This window comes from Bradyrhizobium sp. 197 (assembly GCF_023073375.1).
Taxonomy (GTDB): domain Bacteria; phylum Pseudomonadota; class Alphaproteobacteria; order Rhizobiales; family Xanthobacteraceae; genus Bradyrhizobium.
On record NZ_JADPJJ010000092.1, the window covers coordinates 444,778 to 460,608 of the forward strand.

Sequence of the window (15,831 nt, forward strand, 5' to 3'; positions counted from 1 at the left end):
GGACGTTAAGCTGCAACCTCGCTCCCGGGAAATTTACGCGCGGTCAGACGTGGGGCGGTATCATGCGGTGGACCGGCGCCTACTGCGCCGGCTGGAACGTCTCCGTCCGCGCCATCTGCCAGGCGTCGCGGAAGCGCGGGTCTTCGGTGCCTTCGAGCAACTCACCCGGACGCAGCGACGGGTAGAGCTGGGCGAAGGATTTCACCTGGGTCGTCGACGTCCGCTGGCTGAAGTGGATCGGGCGCAATTGCTGCGGATGTTCAAGGCCGGCCGCGGCAATCAGCTCGCTCAGCGAGTGCAGCGTCGCATGGTGGTAGTTGTGCACGCGGTCGATCTTGAGCGGCACGTAGAGCGCGCGGGCACGCGTCGGATCCTGCGTTGCGACACCGGTCGGGCAACGGTCGGTGTGGCAGCTCAGCGACTGGATGCAGCCGAGCGAGAACATGAATCCGCGCGCCGAATTGCACCAGTCGGCACCGATCGCCATGGCGCGCGCCATGTCGAACGCAGTGGCGATCTTGCCGGAGGCGCCGAGCTTGATGCGGTCGCGCGCATTGATGCCGATCAGCGCATTGTGGACGAAATTGATCCCTTCGCGCATCGGCATGCCCAGATGGTCCATGAACTCCAGCGGCGCCGCGCCGGTGCCGCCCTCGTTGCCGTCAACGACGATGAAATCAGGATAGATGCCGGTCTCGATCATGGCCTTGCAGATCGCCAGAAATTCCCAGGGATGGCCGATGCAGAGCTTGAATCCGGTCGGCTTACCGCCGGAGAGGCGGCGCATCTCGGCGATGAACTGCATCATGCCTATTGGCGTCGAGAAGGCGCGGTGCGAAGCCGGCGAGATGCAATCCTCGCCCATCGCGACGCCGCGGATCTTGGAAATCTCTTCCGAAACCTTCGCCGCCGGCAGCACGCCGCCATGGCCGGGCTTGGCGCCCTGGCTGATCTTGAGCTCGACCATCTTGATCTGGTCCTGGGTCGCGACGCGCGCGAACGCCTCGGGATCGAAGCTGCCGTCGAGATGGCGACAGCCGAAATAACCCGAGCCGATCTCCCAGATGATGTCGCCGCCCATCTCGCGATGATAGGGACTGACGCCGCCCTCGCCGGTGTCATGCGCGAAGGCGCCCTTCCTGGCGCCGGCATTCAGCGCGCGCACGGCGTTCGGGCTGAGCGCGCCAAAACTCATCGCCGAGATGTTGAACACCGAAGCGGAATAGGGCTTCGCGCAATCCGGCCCGCCGATGGTGACGCGGAATTTCTCATCGGCATGCGTCTTCGGCGAGACCGAGTGATGCATCCACTCGTAGCCCTCGCGGTAGACGTCCTCCTGGGTGCCGAACGGACGCTTGTCGAGCTGCATCTTGGCGCGCTGATAGACCACCGCACGGATGTCGCGCGAGAACGGCATGCCGTCCTTCTCGCTCTCGAAGAAATACTGCCGCATCTCCGGACGAATCTCTTCGAGCAGGAAGCGGATATGCGCCGAGATCGGGTAATTACGCAGAACCGCATGGCCCTTCTGCATCAGGTCGCGGACGCCAAGCGCCGTCAACGCGCCGAAGATCAGGATCGGGATCAGCAGGATGTCGAAGATCTTGCGGTCGGCGATGCCGATGCCGATCAGCAACGCGGTGACCACCGCGCAGATCGTCAGGATGATGAAGCGTGGGGAGAATGGCAGCAGCAGGGTTTCCATGATCCCCTCTTCCGCCAGCGCCAGACGTTTGGGCGATAAGTGCTTGGACGATTCCTGCGTTGTGTTGTCGTCGGCCACGATTCCCATCCTCTCGCCAGCATGAGGCGATACGATACGCCCGCGCCCGTCATACGGATATGACGCGGCCCTTGTTTCAGGCTAGCGAATTCGGGGGAGACAAATCAATCAGCCCGATGGGCGGACTTTTGCAGTGCAGCAGAAGTGCTGGGGAGGACGGACCATTAACCGGTCAAGGCGCTTTACCCATAGCCTTCGTCCTGACGAAAGCCAGGACGACACCGAAAGGGCCTACCGCTCGACGAACGCCTTTTCGATCACGAAATGGCCGGGCTTGTTGCCGGAGCCCTCGACGAAGTCGCGGCCCTCGAACATCACTTTCAGCTCTTCGAGCATCCCCGGGCTGCCGCACATCATCACGCGGTCGGTCGCGATGTCGAGCGGGCCCTGGCCGATGTCATTGAAGATCTGCTCGGAGCTGATGAGATCGGTGATGCGGCCGCGGTTCTTGAAGGGCTCGCGGGTCACGGTCGGGTAGTAAATGAGCTTGTCCGCGAGCAACTCCCCGAACAGTTCGTCCTCGCGAAGGCTGGCGACGAGCTTCTCGCCATAGGCGAGCTCGGAGACCTGACGGCAGCCATGCACCAGCACGATGCTGTCGAACTGGTCGTAGACCTCGGGGTCCTTGATCAGGCTGGCGAAGGGCGCCAGGCCCGTGCCGGTCGAGAGCAGCATCAGCCGCTTGCCGGGGATGAGGTTGTCGGTGATCAGCGTGCCGGTCGCCTTGCGACCGACCAGGATGGTGTCGCCTTCCCTGATCTTCTGGAGACGCGACGTCAGCGGGCCGTCCTGGACCTTGATCGAGAAGAACTCGAGCTCCTCCTCGTGATTGGCGCTCGCCATGCTGTAGGCGCGCAGCAGCGGGCGGCCCTCAATTTCGAGGCCGATCATCGCGAACTGGCCGTTCTGGAAGCGGAAGCCGGAATCGCGGGTGGCGCGAAAGCTGAACAGGGTGTCGGTCCAATGCTGGACGGAAAGAACTTTCTCTCGGTAAAACGCGCTCATGATTTTCGATATTCCGAATAATTGCGGTTTTAGGGCAAAAGCGTTGCCCGGCCCCTGAAAGCGGAGCGGACACCATTGCCATGGCGGAGGATTTGTCGTGTGTGATCTACGCCATTGAGACCAATAATCAACCTCGTTCCGGACGCAATTGATGCCGGTCAAACCGGCATTTGCAGCGGAAATGCTCGCATCATTAATGAATCTGCTGCCGGGCACGCGCGGAGGGCAATTTCTTTTCCTTCCAAGGCCTGATTGCAGCACTTAATTTCCGTCGCGCTCGCGATAATTTCATTAAGAATAGCTCTGACTTTCACCCTGGTTTGGCGCCGTTTCCCGCATTTTTGCGGTTTTTGGCGACAGGAACGACGGAAGTGGCGACCGACACATGGCGGCGAGCGGCGAGCGGATCTTCGTCCAGGCGATCAGGCGCTATTGCGCGAACCATGGCATCGCGCTCGATGTCCGCGCCGGTGGCTGGCTGCTCGCGATGCGCCGGGGCGCGCAGCACCACTTCGCCTTCGGCTACGACGTTGGCCTCAACAGCGCGATTGCGCATCGCATCGCCAACGACAAATCGGCGACCGCCGAGGCGCTGACGCTTGTGGGCGTGCCCTGCGTTCCGCATCACCTCTTCCTCAATCCGAAGCTGGGCATGAATGTTGTTGGCGCCGGCTGGCAGGAGGCAATGCTTGGGCTGCTTCGCGACAATTCGCAGGGCATCGTAGTGAAGCCGAACGAGGGGACGTCGGGACGATCGGTCTTCAGGGTAGCGACGGAGGCGGAGCTCGACCACGCGGTTGCCGAGATTTTTTCGATGAGCGCCGGGCTCGTGATCTCACCCTATGTCGCGATCGAGGAGGAGGTCCGTGTGGTGCTGCTGGATGATGTGCCCCGTGTGATCTACAGCAAGCAGCGTGGCTCGGATTGGCGGCACAATCTCGATGCCGGCGCAAAGCCCGTGCTGGTGCGGGATGGCGAGGTCCGCGCGGCCTGCGGAAAACTTGCCATCGACGCAGCCAACGCGATCGGCATCCGCTTCGCGTCGATCGACGTGGTCCGTGTCGATGGCGCGTGGATCGTGCTCGAGATCAATTCCGGCGTGATGATGGAGGCGCTGGCGAAGCTGCATCCGGAGTTGGTGCAGGCGACGTATGATGCGGCGCTGGATCGGGTGTTTTGCGACGAACGCTGAGCCTCGCTACGCGAAGCCACCCCCTCCCACAGGGGGAGAGGGCGCAGCGGCGCTCGTCGCACATGCGCTAATTATTCGCGCTCGCGGAATCGTCCATCGCCTTGAAGGCTTCCTCCAGTTGCAGCGAGATCGGCACGTTCAGCCGTTCGCCGGTCGGAAGCCTGGCGGTGAACCATTTGTTGTAGAGCGGGACGAGGTCGTGGTTGGACCCCAGTTTGCGGAAGGTGCGATCGACCACGGCCGTCAGTTGCGGTTCGCCCTTGCGGAACATGATGCCGTAGGGGTCGTAGGACAAATAATCGCCGGTGACGCGGAACTTGTCCTGCGCCTTGTGGCGCACGATCAGGCCGGACAGCAGGATATCGTCGGTCGCGAAGGCATCGGCCTTGCCGTCGACGAGCATCTGGTACGACTGTTCGTGATCGGCACCGACAACGATGGTCAGTCCCAACGCGGACTTCTTGTCGGCCGCCTGGATCGCCTGCTCGTTGGTGGTGCCCTTCGTCACCACGATGGTCTTGCCCTTCAGATCGGTCAACGACTGGACGCTTGATGCCTTCGGCACCATCAGCTTGGTACCGGCGACGAACATCAGCGGCGAGAAGGCGACGCGCTTGCCGCGCTCCGCATTGGCCGTGGTCGAGCCGCATTCCAGGTCGATCTTGTTCTGGAGCACGGCGTCGATGCGGTCGTCCGAGGTGACCTTCACGTAGCCGATCTTCAGATTGGGATCGTCGACCTCGACGCCGATCTCCTCGACGATAGCTTCGCAGAGTTCGAGGCTGTAGCCGATCGGCCGGTTGGCCTGGTCGAGGAAGGAGAACGGCGGCGAGCTTTCGCGATAGCCGAGCCGCACGGTGTGACTGCTCTTGATGGCTGACAGCGTCGGGCTAAGCCCTTCGCTGCCGCCGGTCTGGGCGGAGGCACCCGTTGCCAGCAGGCACGCTGTCAGCAACAGGCCGCCCGAAATCACCGTTGAAGGGCGCATGATGCACCTCCCGTCAATGGCCGGCCATAGCAGGCACTTCGCCGGGGATCATGTCCCCCGGCACGGCGTCGCCCGCTCCAAGCTCGTGCTCGGGGCCGAGCTCACCTTCCCACTTCGCCACGACCGAGGTCGCGAGCGTGTTGCCGATCACATTGGTGGCGCTGCGGCCCATGTCGAGGAAGGTGTCGATGCCCATGATCATCAGCAGACCCGCCTCGGGAATGCCGAACTGCGACAGCGTCGAGGCGATCACCACGAGAGAGGCGCGCGGCACACCGGCGACGCCCTTGGAGGTGATCATCAGCGTCGCCAGCATCGCAAGCTGCGTCGAGAGCGACATCTCGATATGATAGGTCTGCGCGATGAAGATACTGGCGAAGGTGCAGTACATCATCGTGCCGTCAAGATTGAAGGAATAGCCGAGCGGCAGCACGAAGCTCGATATTCGCGAGGAGGCGCCGAACTTGTTCAGCCCCTCCAGCGTCTTCGGGTACGCCGCTTCCGAGCTCGCGGTGGAGAACGCGATCATCAGCGGCTCGCGGATCAGCTTCAGCAGATGGCTGTAGCGCGGCCCGATCACGATGAAGCCGACCACCACGAGGATGCCCCACAGGATCATGAGCGAGAGATAGAAGCCGCCCATGAAGACGATGAGCTTCCAGAGCACCAGCAGGCCGTTCTTGGCCACGGTCGCGGTGATGGCGGCCCACACCGCGATCGGCGCGAACAGCATCACATAGCTCGTCACCTTGAGCATGATGTGGCCGATATCGTCGATCAGCGCCAGGATCGGCTTGGAGCGCTCGGGCATCGAGCCCATCGCCACCGAGAAGAACACGGCGAAGATCACGATCTGGAGAATCTCGTTCTGCGCCATCGCGTCCGCGATCGAGGTCGGGATCAGATGGGTCAGGAATTTCTCGATCGAGAACGCCGAGACCGGCAAACCCGTAGACTGTCCCTTGTCCGGCAGCGTGCCGGGGAAATTGGCGCCGGGCTGAAGCAGATTGACCATCACGAGGCCGAGCATCAGCGAGACGAAGGACGCGCTGACGAACCAGCCCATGGTCTTGGCGAAGATGCGGCCGAGCTTGGAGCCGGAGCCCATATGGGCGATGCCGCCGACCAGGGTCGCGAACACCAGCGGCGCGATGATCATCTTGATCAGGCGCAGGAAGATCACTGCGATCAGATTGATGGAGGAGGCCCAGTCCCCGCGCGTATCCGGCATGAAATTGTAGATCGCCGAGCCCATGACGATGCCCAGAGCCATCGCCGCCAGAATGTATTGCGTGAACCTGTTCGACATTGGTTACCCCCACGACACCGGCCGCTTCATGATGTCGCAGATATGACAACGAAGCAACACGCTTTGCGTGTGCTCGCAATGACGGGATCTTCCCGTTGCGGAACTGGCGCCCGCGATCTAGCCTTCATGCAGCGCACAACGAATGCGGCCTGCACGTTTTCTTTGCGGCGGCTGCATCAATAATCGCCAAACAAACGAAGAGGAAACACCATGAGCGGCAGCGTCAATCGCCAGATTCTTCTGGTGGAAAAGCCCAGCGGCAAGCTCGGTCCCGAACATTTCAAGATGGTCGAGGGTGCAATGCCGGAGCCGAAGGACGGCGAGGCTTTGCTGCGCGTGCGTTATATCTCGCTCGATGCCGCCAACCGCGCCTGGATGCATGGCGCGACCTATCGATCCGCCGTCGAGGCCAACAGCGTGATGGCCGGCGGCGGCATCGCCGAGGTCGTCAGCTCGAAGGCGCCCGGGCTCGCGCCGGGCGACATCGTGTTCGGCGACACCGGCTGGCAGGAGTTTGCCGCCGTGCCGGCGAAGCACCTCACCAAGATGCCGAAGCTCGAACCTATGACGCATTTGCTCAGCGTGTTCGGCATCGCCGGGCTCACCGCCTATTTCGGCCTGCTGGAGATCGGCAAGCCGAAGCAAGGCGAGACGGTCGTCGTGTCCGCGGCGGCAGGCTCGGTGGGCTCGATCGTCGGGCAGATCGCGAAGATCAGGGGATGCCGCGTGGTCGGCATCGCCGGCGGCGCCGACAAGTGCAACTGGCTGACCTCCGAACTCGGCTTCGATGCCGCCGTGGATTACAAGGACGGCGCGGTGTTCAAGGCGTTGCGCGCGGCGGCGCCCAAGGGGATCGACGTCTATTTCGACAATGTCGGCGGCGACATTCTCGAAGCCTGCCTGCCGCAGATGAACAATTACGGCCGCATCGCCTGTTGCGGCGCGATCTCGCAATATGACGGCGCGCCCTCGGCACACGGCCCGCGCGGTGTGCCCGGCTTGATCGTGGTGAAGCGGCTCGTCATGCAGGGCTTCATCGTGATGGACTACATGAAGGAGAGCCAGCGTGCGCTCGCCGAACTCCAGGCCTGGGTCGCATCCGGCAAGTTAAAGGTGCAGGAAGATATCATCGACGGATTGGAGAACACGCCGAAGGCGCTGATCGGATTGCTTGCGGGCGAGAACCGCGGCAAGCGCATGGTCAAGCTCTGACGACGTATTGTTTGAGCATGATCTCCGCGCAAACGCGTTCCGCGTTTGTCGCGAGGGAAAACCGCTGCACACTTTTCCGGATCATGCTTTAGTTACGTCGCAATTGCGCAGGTAATATCTACTTGCGGTAGTGGCCAAAGCGGCCAAAGATACTGTCGCGAGGCATCACTCGCGGCGATTGCGTTTGCATCACGTTTTAAAATCGTCGGCGTTACCGACAGGGCAGGAATTCAGCCAAATGTTCAACATTTTGAAACATGTCTCAACGCGTAGCGCGATGTTGGCGGCAGCGCTCTTCGCAACTGCAACAGGCGCATTCGCGCAGGCGCCGACCGACGCCCAGAAGAGCGCCATCCGGTCCGCGTGCCGCTCGGACTTCATGGCGCATTGCGCGAGCGTCACGCCCGGCGGCGTGGAGGCGTATCAATGCCTCCAGAAGAACATGTCCGGCCTGTCATCGGGATGCCAGACTGCGGTGCGCGCGGTCGAGCCCGCTGCGGCGCCCAAGACCGAAGCTGCGCCCAAGGCGGAAACTGCGCCTTCCGCGGCGAAGGCTGAATCCGCCCCCGTCGAAAAGCCTGCCGCCGCAGCCGCGCCGAAGGCTGCTGCGGCCAAGCCGCCGAGCAGCGCTCAGGTTGCGGCGGTCAAGAGCGCATGCCGCGCCGATTACCCCAAGGTGTGCGCCAGCGTGCCGCCGGGCGGCGCGCCCGCGCTCGAATGCCTGGAGAAGAACAAGGCAAAGGTTTCGCCGGCCTGCGAGAAGGCCGTGACCGCTGCGGCCGGTGGCGGCGCAGCGGCAACGGCGGCGCCTGTCGGCACAGCTCCTCCGGCGGCAGCAGCACCGGCAGCCGCGCCGGCCGTGATCGTGCTGCGCCCGCTGCGGCCGCGCGAAGAGCTGTTGATCGTTCGCTCCGCCTGCGGCGCCGACATCCGCACGCTCTGCGCCGGCGTCGCGCCCGGCGGCGGTCGCATCGTACAGTGCATCGCCAGCAACGCCGCGTCGCTGTCGCCCGGATGCAAGGATGTGCTGGCGCCGTTCGCTGCACGCTAGAAGCGTGCCATCAACATCTGACGGCGTGCACCGTTCTCGCACGCCTGCAACGACAATCGCGACCATTGCCGATATCCGATTTCAATGACGACAACACCGGGAGGAAGACATGCGTTCATCCCTACTCACCGCCTCGGCACTCCTCGCCTTCGCCGCGACCATGACCTTTGAAGCCACCGATGCCAATGCAGTGGTGTGCGCTCGCGGCGTCTATCGCGCTGGCTGCGCCGGTCCGAATGCGGCCGTCGTGGTCCGCAAGCCGGTTCCGGTGGTCCGCTGCACCAGGGTGCTGGTCAACGGGGTCTACGTAAAGCGCTGCGTCTGACGGTGCGGATGGCCAAGCCGGCGCGGTTTGGCTATGCTTCGCAACGTACTGCTTCGGACGCGCGCCAAGCGCGTGTCCGGGCATAGGCTTCGGCACGCCAGGCATTTTGCCGATAATTCCGCTGGCGCAGGACGTCGGAGGACATTAGTGTTCCCCTAGATAGTAAGCATACTGTCAATCAGGGAGGCAGACGTTGCGGATCGCCGTGATTGGCGGGGGGCCCGGTGGGCTCTACTTCGCCTATCTCTGGAAGAAGCGTCACCCCGAGGATCAGGTCGACCTGTTCGAACAGAACCCGGCCGACGCGACCTGGGGCTTTGGCGTCGTGTTCTCCGACCAGGCGCTGGAATTTTTGCGTGCCGACGACCCCGAGACGGTCGACGCGATCGCGCCGCACATGGAGAGCTGGGAGAACATCACGCTCAATTTGCATGGCGACAGCGTCGCCATCGACGGTGTCGGCTTCTCCTCGATCGGTCGGCTCGAACTCCTGCAGTTCCTCCAGCAGCGCGCGATCGATGCCGGGGTCACGCCGCGCTTCGACACACCAATTCATGCGATCGACCAGCTCAACGGCCACGATCTGATCGTCGCCGCCGACGGGCTGAACTCGCTGGTTCGGCGTGCCTTCGAAGGCGATTTCGGCACCTCGCTGTCCTACTCCTCCAACAAGTTCGTCTGGTACGGCACCTCGAAGCGCTTCGACACGCTGTCGCAGACTTTCGTCAAGACCGACCGCGGCGCCTTCAACGCCCACCACTACCGCTACTCGCCGACCATGAGCACCTTCCTGGTCGAATGCGACCACGCGACCTGGCAGGCCTACGGCTTCGCCTACAGGGACGTCGAGCAGTCCAAGGGCGTGTGCGAGGAGGTGTTTGCAGACACGCTGGGCGGCCGCTCGCTGGTCTCCAACAAATCGGTCTGGCGCAATTTCCCCTGGGTCTGGAACGAGCACTGGTCGTTCAAGAACATGGTGCTGCTCGGCGACGCCCTGCACTCGGCGCATTTCTCGATCGGTTCGGGCACGCGGCTCGCGATCGAGGACGCCATTGCGCTGGTCAAGGCGCTGGAATCGGACGCCCATCTTTCAACCGCTTTGCATCGCTACCAGGCCGCGCGCAAACCGGTGGTGCAGAAGCTCGTCAACGCCGCGCGGACGAGCTCGTTCTGGTATGAGCACTTTGCCCAGCACATGCAGCAGGGCTTGATGGACTTTGCCTACAGCTACATCACCCGTTCGGGCCGCATCGACGACTCTCGCCTGCGCGCGATGTCGCCGGGCTTCATGGCGCGCTACGAAGCCGCCAGGAACGGCGGGGATGAGGCATGAGTAATGAGATTCGCGACCAGGTGCCCGCGGACGGCGCGGGCGCCCGCGAGATCGGCTTCGCCATTCCGCAGGTCTACAATGCCAGCCGCGTGCTGTTCGACAATCTCGCGAGAGGATGCGGCGACAAGGTCGCACTCATCGGTCCCGCGGGTACGCGCACTTATACCGAACTCTGCACGGAGGCTTGCCGCTGGGGCAACGGCTTTGCCTCGCTGGGCCTCAAGCGCGGCGATCGCGTGCTGCTGTTCCTCGATGACACTCCGGCCTATCCCGCCGCGTTCTTCGGAGCAGTGCGCGCCGGCTTCGTGCCGCTGCTGATCAACACGCTGACGCCGCCGGATCTGCTGCAATTCTATCTCGCCGATTCCGGCGCGGCTGTCGCGGTGGCGGATGCCGAGTTCGGTGCACGTTTCAACGCCGAGGCCTGCAAGGACACGGCCCTGCACACCCTGGTCGTCGTCAATGGCGCGGTGGGCGATCACGCCGCGCCGAACGCCGTTTCTGCCGCCGGCTGGCTCGCGCAATTTCCGGCCGAACTCGCGGAAGCCGACACGCATCGCAACGAGATGGCGTTGTGGATGTACTCATCCGGATCCACCGGCCGGCCCAAGGGCATCGTGCATCTCCAGCACGACATGGCCTATAGCGAGGCCGCCTTCGCGCAGAACGTCTTGAAGCTGATGCCGGATGACATCTGCTTCTCGGTGCCAAAAATCTTCTTCGCCTATGGCTTTGGCAACTCGATCACCTTCCCGTTCACGGCAGGCGCGACGACGCTGCTGCTACCGGGCCAGCCCAAGCCTGCGGCGATCTTTTCGGCGATCGAGCAGTACAGGCCGACGGTCTTCTTCGGCCTGCCGACGCTCTATACCTCACTGACCAAGGCCGACGGTGCCGGCAAGACCGACTTCTCGTCGCTGCGCATGGCGCTCTCGGCCGCCGAGGTGCTCTCGGCCGAAGTTTTCAACGGCTGGAAGACGCTCACCGGTCTCGATATCCTCGAAGGCCTCGGCTCGACCGAGGTGCTGCACATCTATCTCTCCAACCGCCCCGAGCGGAAGAAGCTCGGCGCCGCCGGCCTGCGCGTGCCCGGCTACGAGGTCGCGCTACGCGACAAGGACGGCCGCGATGTCGCCGACGACGAGGAAGGCATCTTGTGGGTGCGCGGCGATTCCAACACGCCGCTGTACTGGAACCGGCCGGACAAATCCGCCGAAACCATTCGCGAGGGCGGCTGGATCGACACCGGCGACCGCTTCGTCCGCGATGCCGATGGCTTCCACTTCTTCCGCGGCCGCGCCGATGATCTCATCAAGATCTCCGGCCAGTGGGTCTATCCGCTCGAGGTCGAGCTGTGCCTCGCCGATCACCCCGATATCCGGGAGTGCGCTGTGTTCGCCGCCGAGCTGCCGGACCGGCGCATGATGCTGAAGGCGGTCGTGGTGATGAACAGCCGCGCCGCCGATCAGCGCGAGACGACACGGCGGCTCCAGGATTATGTGAAGAGTAAGCTGCTGCCTTACAAATATCCGCGCGAGGTGATTTTCATCGACGAGCTGCCAAAGACCGGGACGGGGAAGATCGACCGGCAGGCGTTGTTGCGGATGTGAGGGGACGGCGCGACCACATACTCAGTGTCGTCCCCGCCGAGCCCCCCTTACCCCGTCTTCCCCAAATGCTCCCGCGCATCCTCCGCCCGTAGCGGCACCCGCGACGCGTCGTTGTTGAGCTCAACGAGCTGCACCAGGAGCCCCATCAGCGCCTTGCGGTCGGCCGGCTTGAGCGGCTCCAGCATCCGCGCTTGGGCGCGCTCCACGGCGGGGAAGATCTCGCGCAGGATCGCCGCGCCTGATTTGGTCAAATAGAGCAGCTTGATCCGTTTGTCTTCCAGCGCCGGCCTGCGCTCGACAAAATCCTTGGCCTGAAGCCGCTCGATCACGCTGCCGAGCGTCGAGCGGTCGAAGGCGATCACCGCAGACAGCCGCGTCGCGTCGATGCCGGGATGGGTGTGGATCGCGATCAGCGCCGCATATTGCACCGGCGTGAGGTCGAACGCCTTGCACTCCTCCATGAAGATCGAGACCGCGATCTGCTGCATGCGCCGGAACAGATAGCCCGGCGCGGCATAGACAGCGTCTATCGTGATCGGAGGCGGCTTACTCGGCATCGGGCTGCTTCTCCGGCGCGGCGTTCGCGAACGCCGGCAGCGCTTTTGCGGCGGCTTCCGCCTCGAGCAAACGCGGATAGGCGGTGACATCGACACCGAAGCGGCGGGCGTTGGCGAGCTGCGGCACGAGGCAGAGATCGGCGAGCGTCGGCACATCGCCGAAGCAGAACGGCCCCGGCTCGGCCCTGATCAGCGTTTCGCAGGCCGAGAGCCCCTCACGGTTGACCCACGCCGCCCAGTCCTGAACCTTCTCCTCCGGCAGCCCAAGCTCGCGCAGCCGCGCCAGCACCTTCAAATTCTGCACGGGATGAGTATCGCAAGCGATCGCCAGCGCGAATGCCCTCACCTTGGCGCGCTGTAAAATATCCTTCGGCAGCAGCGGCGAATGAGGATGGGTTTCGTCGAGCCATTCGATAATGGCGACCGATTGGGTCAGCACTGCACCCGCGTCATTCTCCAACGCGGGCACCAGGCCCTGCGGATTGATCGCGAGATAGGCCGGCGCACATTGCTCGCCTTTGCGAAGGTGATGCGGCAGGTGCTCGGCACCGAGGCCCTTGAGGTTCAGCGCGATCCGCACCCGGTAGGCGGCGCTGGAGCGAAAATATCCGTGCAGCTTCATCGAGACCTCCCTGTCGTTCCTTTTCGTCAAGTTGACGCTACCTAGATCGTAAGTATACTGTCAATCAACAAAACGAACGGGAGCCGCACCATGGAAGCCGCGACCAAGACGCCGGAACGCGAGGCGTTCTACAAAAAGATCGACGGCGAGAATCTCACCGCGTTGTGGACGGTGATAAGCGATTTGATCACGCCGGAGCCGAAGAGCCCCTGCCGGCCGCATCTGTGGAAGTTCGACATCATCCGCGACTACATGACCGAAGCCGGCAAGCTGATCACCGCAAAAGAAGCCGAGCGGCGTGTGCTGGTGCTGGAGAACCCCGGCCTGCGCGGGCAGTCGAAAATCACGACGTCGCTCTATGCCGGCGTGCAGATGGTGGTGCCCGGCGACGTCGCGCCCGCGCACCGGCACAGCCAGTCGGCGCTACGCTTCGTGCTCGAAGGCAAGGGCGCCCACACTGCGGTCGACGGCGAGCGCACTGCGATGGAGCCCGGCGATTTCATCATCACGCCGTCGATGACCTGGCACGATCATTCCAACGAGACGGACGAGCCGATGTTCTGGCTCGACGGCCTCGATATTCCCCTGGTGCAGTTCTTCGATTGCTCTTTCGCGGAAGGCTCCAAGGAGGATCAGCAGAAGATCACGCGGCCCGCCGGCGACAGCTTTGCGCGCTACGGCCACAATCTGCTGCCGGTCGACGTGAAAAGGAGCTCAAAGACCTCGCCGATCTTCAGCTACCCCTACGCCTACACGCGGGAGGCACTGGAAAAGGCTCGCACGAGCCAGGAGTGGGACGCATGTCACGGGCTGAAGCTGAAGTTCAGCAACCCCGAAACCGGCGATTTCGCGATGCCGACCATCGGCACGTTCATCCAGCTGCTGCCGAAGGGTTTCAAGTCCGCGCGCTATCGCGCGACCGACGCGACGGTGTTCTGTCCGATCGAAGGCCATGGCCGCACGCGCATCGGCGATGCGACCTTCGAATGGGGCCCGCGCGATTTGTTCGTGGTGCCGAGCTGGCAGTGGGTCACGCACGAGGCTGACATGGATGCGGTGCTGTTCAGCTTCTCGGATCGACCCGTGCAGCAGAAGCTGGACTTGTTTCGCGAGGATCGCGGGAACGCGTGAGGTCCTCGTAGGGCTGCGGCCATTGCAGCTACCGCCAGTGCAGCAGCCGCGTCTCCAGCCAGTTGATCACCCTGCCCACCACCAACCCAAACACCGACAGGATCACCACACCCGCCAAGAGCTGATCCGTCTGCATCAGGTTGCCGGCCTGCAACACGAACGCGCCAATGCCGTACTGTGCGCCGATCATCTCGGCGCTGACGACGAGCAGCAGCGCCACCGACGACGTGATGCGGAAGCCGGCGAGGATCGCGGGCAGTGCGCCGGGCCACACCACCTTGCGCACGATGGTCGCGAACGGCACGTTGAAGCTCTGCGCCATGCGGATGAGGTTGCGCGGCACTGCATCGACGCCGCTATAGACCGAGATTGCAGTCGAGAAGAACACACCGAGCGCAATGGTCGCGATCTTCGGCTCTTCGCCGATGCCGAGCCAGAGAATCAACAGCGGCAACAGCGCGATCTTCGGGATCGGGAACAGCGCCGAGATGAAAGTAATGCCGACGCTGCGCGCCAGCCGCGACAGACCGATGGCAAAGCCGACGGCGACACCGGCCGCCGTGCCGAGCAGCCAGCCGACACCGATGCGCAGGAGCGAGGCGGACAGATGCTGCCACAGCGCGCCCGAGATCGCGAGCTGGTAGATCGCCCGCGCGATCGCCGACGGCGCCGGCAGGAACAGCGGATTGACGAGACCGGTGCTGCCGGCAGCCTGCCAGATCGCAATGACCAGCGCGAGCGCGATCCAGCCGCCGAAACGGCTGCTCGCCGGCACGAAGCCGGCGCCGCGAAAGCGGACGCGCCGGACCACTTCATCCTTCGCAGATGTTCCCGCCGGAGCGCGATCAAGCATGCTGGACCTCGCGCTCGGCATCGATCGCCTCGTTGCGGATCAGCGACCAGATCTGGTTCTGAAGCGCGAGCAGCTTTTCACGGGCTGCAATTTCACCGCGTTCGGCGCGCGTCATCGGCACGCTCACGACCTCGCGAATGCGGCCGGGACGCCGCGACAGCACCACGATGCGGTCGGCAAGCCGCGCCGCCTCTTCGAGATTATGGGTGACATAGACCGCGCCCATGCCGCCATCGGCGAGCAGCCGGACGAAATCCTCCATCAGCAGTTCGCGGGTCTGCGAATCCAGCGCCGACAACGGCTCGTCCATCAGGAGAATGGCAGGCCTGACCGCAAGCGCACGCGAGATGCCGACGCGCTGGCGCATGCCGCCTGAAAGCTGTTTTGGATAGGCCTTGCGAAAATCGGTCAGGCCGGTGCGGCGCAAGGCATCGTCGACCAGCGCGCGGCGCTGTGCGGCCGAGAGCTGGGTGTGCAGCAGCGGAAATTCGACGTTCTCCTCGACCGTTGCCCAGGGCAGCAGCGCGAAGTCCTGGAACACAAAAGTGAGCGGATTGAGACTGTCCGCCGGCGGCGCGCCGCGCAGCTCGGGCGCGCCGGAGGTCGGCAGCAACAGCCCACCGAGGATCGACAGCAGCGTGCTCTTGCCGCAGCCCGAGGGCCCCACGATCGCCACCACCTCTCCGGCGCTGACGGTGAACGAGACGTCGTCGAGCACGGCGAGATCGGCGAAGCGATGGGTGATGTGGTTGGCGATCAGGTCCATGGGAAACTCCCCGTCCTCCTTCCGTCACCCTGAGGTGCCGGAGCGAAGCGTAGGCCTCGAAGGGCGACGGCCCGGCTGCATCCGGGCCGTGCAT

Annotated in this window: 15 protein-coding genes; 7 read left to right on the forward strand and 8 right to left on the reverse strand. The window is 63.7% G+C overall.

Features of this window, described 5'->3' with window-relative positions; all coding sequences use genetic code 11:
* Positions 1-79: 79 nt before the first annotated feature.
* Both IVB27_RS22625 and IVB27_RS22630 read right to left on the reverse strand, forming a co-directional pair.
* A complete protein-coding gene (locus tag IVB27_RS22625; protein ID WP_247445407.1) occupies positions 80-1,792 on the reverse strand; it encodes an FMN-binding glutamate synthase family protein in 1,713 nt (570 codons plus the stop codon).
* Between the two features lie 222 nt (positions 1,793-2,014).
* Positions 2,015-2,788, reverse strand: coding sequence for a ferredoxin--NADP reductase (locus IVB27_RS22630; protein WP_247445408.1), 774 nt, complete (start codon positions 2,786-2,788; stop codon positions 2,015-2,017).
* A 385-nt stretch (positions 2,789-3,173) separates the two neighbouring features.
* On the opposite strand from IVB27_RS22630, the gene IVB27_RS22635 reads away from it, so the two are divergent.
* Positions 3,174-3,980 carry an ATP-grasp domain-containing protein gene (locus IVB27_RS22635; protein ID WP_247445409.1) on the forward strand — a complete coding sequence of 269 codons (807 nt, stop codon included), beginning with the start codon at positions 3,174-3,176 and terminating at the stop codon, positions 3,978-3,980.
* Positions 3,981-4,047: 67 nt separating this feature from the next.
* Here IVB27_RS22635 and IVB27_RS22640 read toward each other — a convergent pair whose 3' ends face one another.
* Complete coding sequence (locus IVB27_RS22640) at positions 4,048-4,968, reverse strand: amino acid ABC transporter substrate-binding protein (protein ID WP_247445410.1); 921 nt, start codon at positions 4,966-4,968, stop codon at positions 4,048-4,050.
* A gap of 13 nt (positions 4,969-4,981) precedes the next feature.
* Complete coding sequence (locus tag IVB27_RS22645) at positions 4,982-6,277, reverse strand: dicarboxylate/amino acid:cation symporter (RefSeq protein WP_247348621.1); 1,296 nt, start codon at positions 6,275-6,277, stop codon at positions 4,982-4,984.
* Between the two features lie 210 nt (positions 6,278-6,487).
* On the opposite strand from IVB27_RS22645, the gene IVB27_RS22650 reads away from it, so the two are divergent.
* The 5 genes from IVB27_RS22650 (at position 6,488) to IVB27_RS22670 (ending at position 11,808) form a co-directional block, all read left to right on the forward strand.
* On the forward strand, positions 6,488-7,489 hold the full coding sequence (locus tag IVB27_RS22650) for an NADP-dependent oxidoreductase (RefSeq protein ID WP_247445411.1): 1,002 nt from the start codon (positions 6,488-6,490) through the stop codon (positions 7,487-7,489).
* Positions 7,490-7,727: 238 nt separating this feature from the next.
* Positions 7,728-8,540: a cysteine rich repeat-containing protein gene (locus IVB27_RS22655; protein ID WP_247445412.1), complete on the forward strand. Its 813-nt coding sequence runs from the start codon at positions 7,728-7,730 to the stop codon at positions 8,538-8,540.
* Between the two features lie 109 nt (positions 8,541-8,649).
* The gene (locus IVB27_RS22660; protein WP_247445413.1) at positions 8,650-8,865 is read left to right on the forward strand and encodes a hypothetical protein; all 216 of its coding nucleotides are present in this window, start codon (positions 8,650-8,652) and stop codon (positions 8,863-8,865) included.
* 193 nt (positions 8,866-9,058) lie between these two features.
* Positions 9,059-10,198, forward strand: a complete 1,140-nt coding sequence (locus tag IVB27_RS22665; protein ID WP_247348608.1) for an FAD-dependent monooxygenase — start codon at positions 9,059-9,061, stop codon at positions 10,196-10,198.
* A complete protein-coding gene (locus IVB27_RS22670; RefSeq protein ID WP_247445414.1) occupies positions 10,195-11,808 on the forward strand; it encodes a benzoate-CoA ligase family protein in 1,614 nt (537 codons plus the stop codon). Before IVB27_RS22665 ends, IVB27_RS22670 begins: the two co-directional genes overlap by 4 nt.
* A 47-nt stretch (positions 11,809-11,855) precedes the next feature.
* On the opposite strand, the gene IVB27_RS22675 is transcribed toward IVB27_RS22670, so the two are convergent.
* Entirely contained in the window at positions 11,856-12,365 is a 510-nt protein-coding gene (locus IVB27_RS22675) for a MarR family winged helix-turn-helix transcriptional regulator (protein ID WP_247445415.1), read from the reverse strand.
* A complete protein-coding gene (maiA, locus tag IVB27_RS22680; protein ID WP_247445416.1) occupies positions 12,355-12,987 on the reverse strand; it encodes a maleylacetoacetate isomerase in 633 nt (210 codons plus the stop codon). The genes IVB27_RS22675 and maiA overlap by 11 nt, the downstream gene beginning before the upstream one ends.
* A 90-nt stretch (positions 12,988-13,077) precedes the next feature.
* On the opposite strand from maiA, the gene gtdA reads away from it, so the two are divergent.
* The gene (gene gtdA, locus IVB27_RS22685; protein ID WP_247445417.1) at positions 13,078-14,118 is read left to right on the forward strand and encodes a gentisate 1,2-dioxygenase; all 1,041 of its coding nucleotides are present in this window, start codon (positions 13,078-13,080) and stop codon (positions 14,116-14,118) included.
* Between the two features lie 28 nt (positions 14,119-14,146).
* Here the strand turns inward: gtdA and IVB27_RS22690 are convergent, their stop codons facing one another.
* Together IVB27_RS22690 and IVB27_RS22695 are read right to left on the reverse strand one after the other, a co-directional pair.
* Positions 14,147-14,971 (reverse strand): ABC transporter permease, encoded by an 825-nt coding sequence (locus tag IVB27_RS22690; protein WP_247445418.1) that lies wholly within the window; start codon positions 14,969-14,971, stop codon positions 14,147-14,149.
* Entirely contained in the window at positions 14,964-15,737 is a 774-nt protein-coding gene (locus tag IVB27_RS22695; protein ID WP_247445419.1) for an ABC transporter ATP-binding protein, read from the reverse strand. Before IVB27_RS22695 ends, IVB27_RS22690 begins: the two co-directional genes overlap by 8 nt.
* Positions 15,738-15,831: the final 94 nt, after the last annotated feature.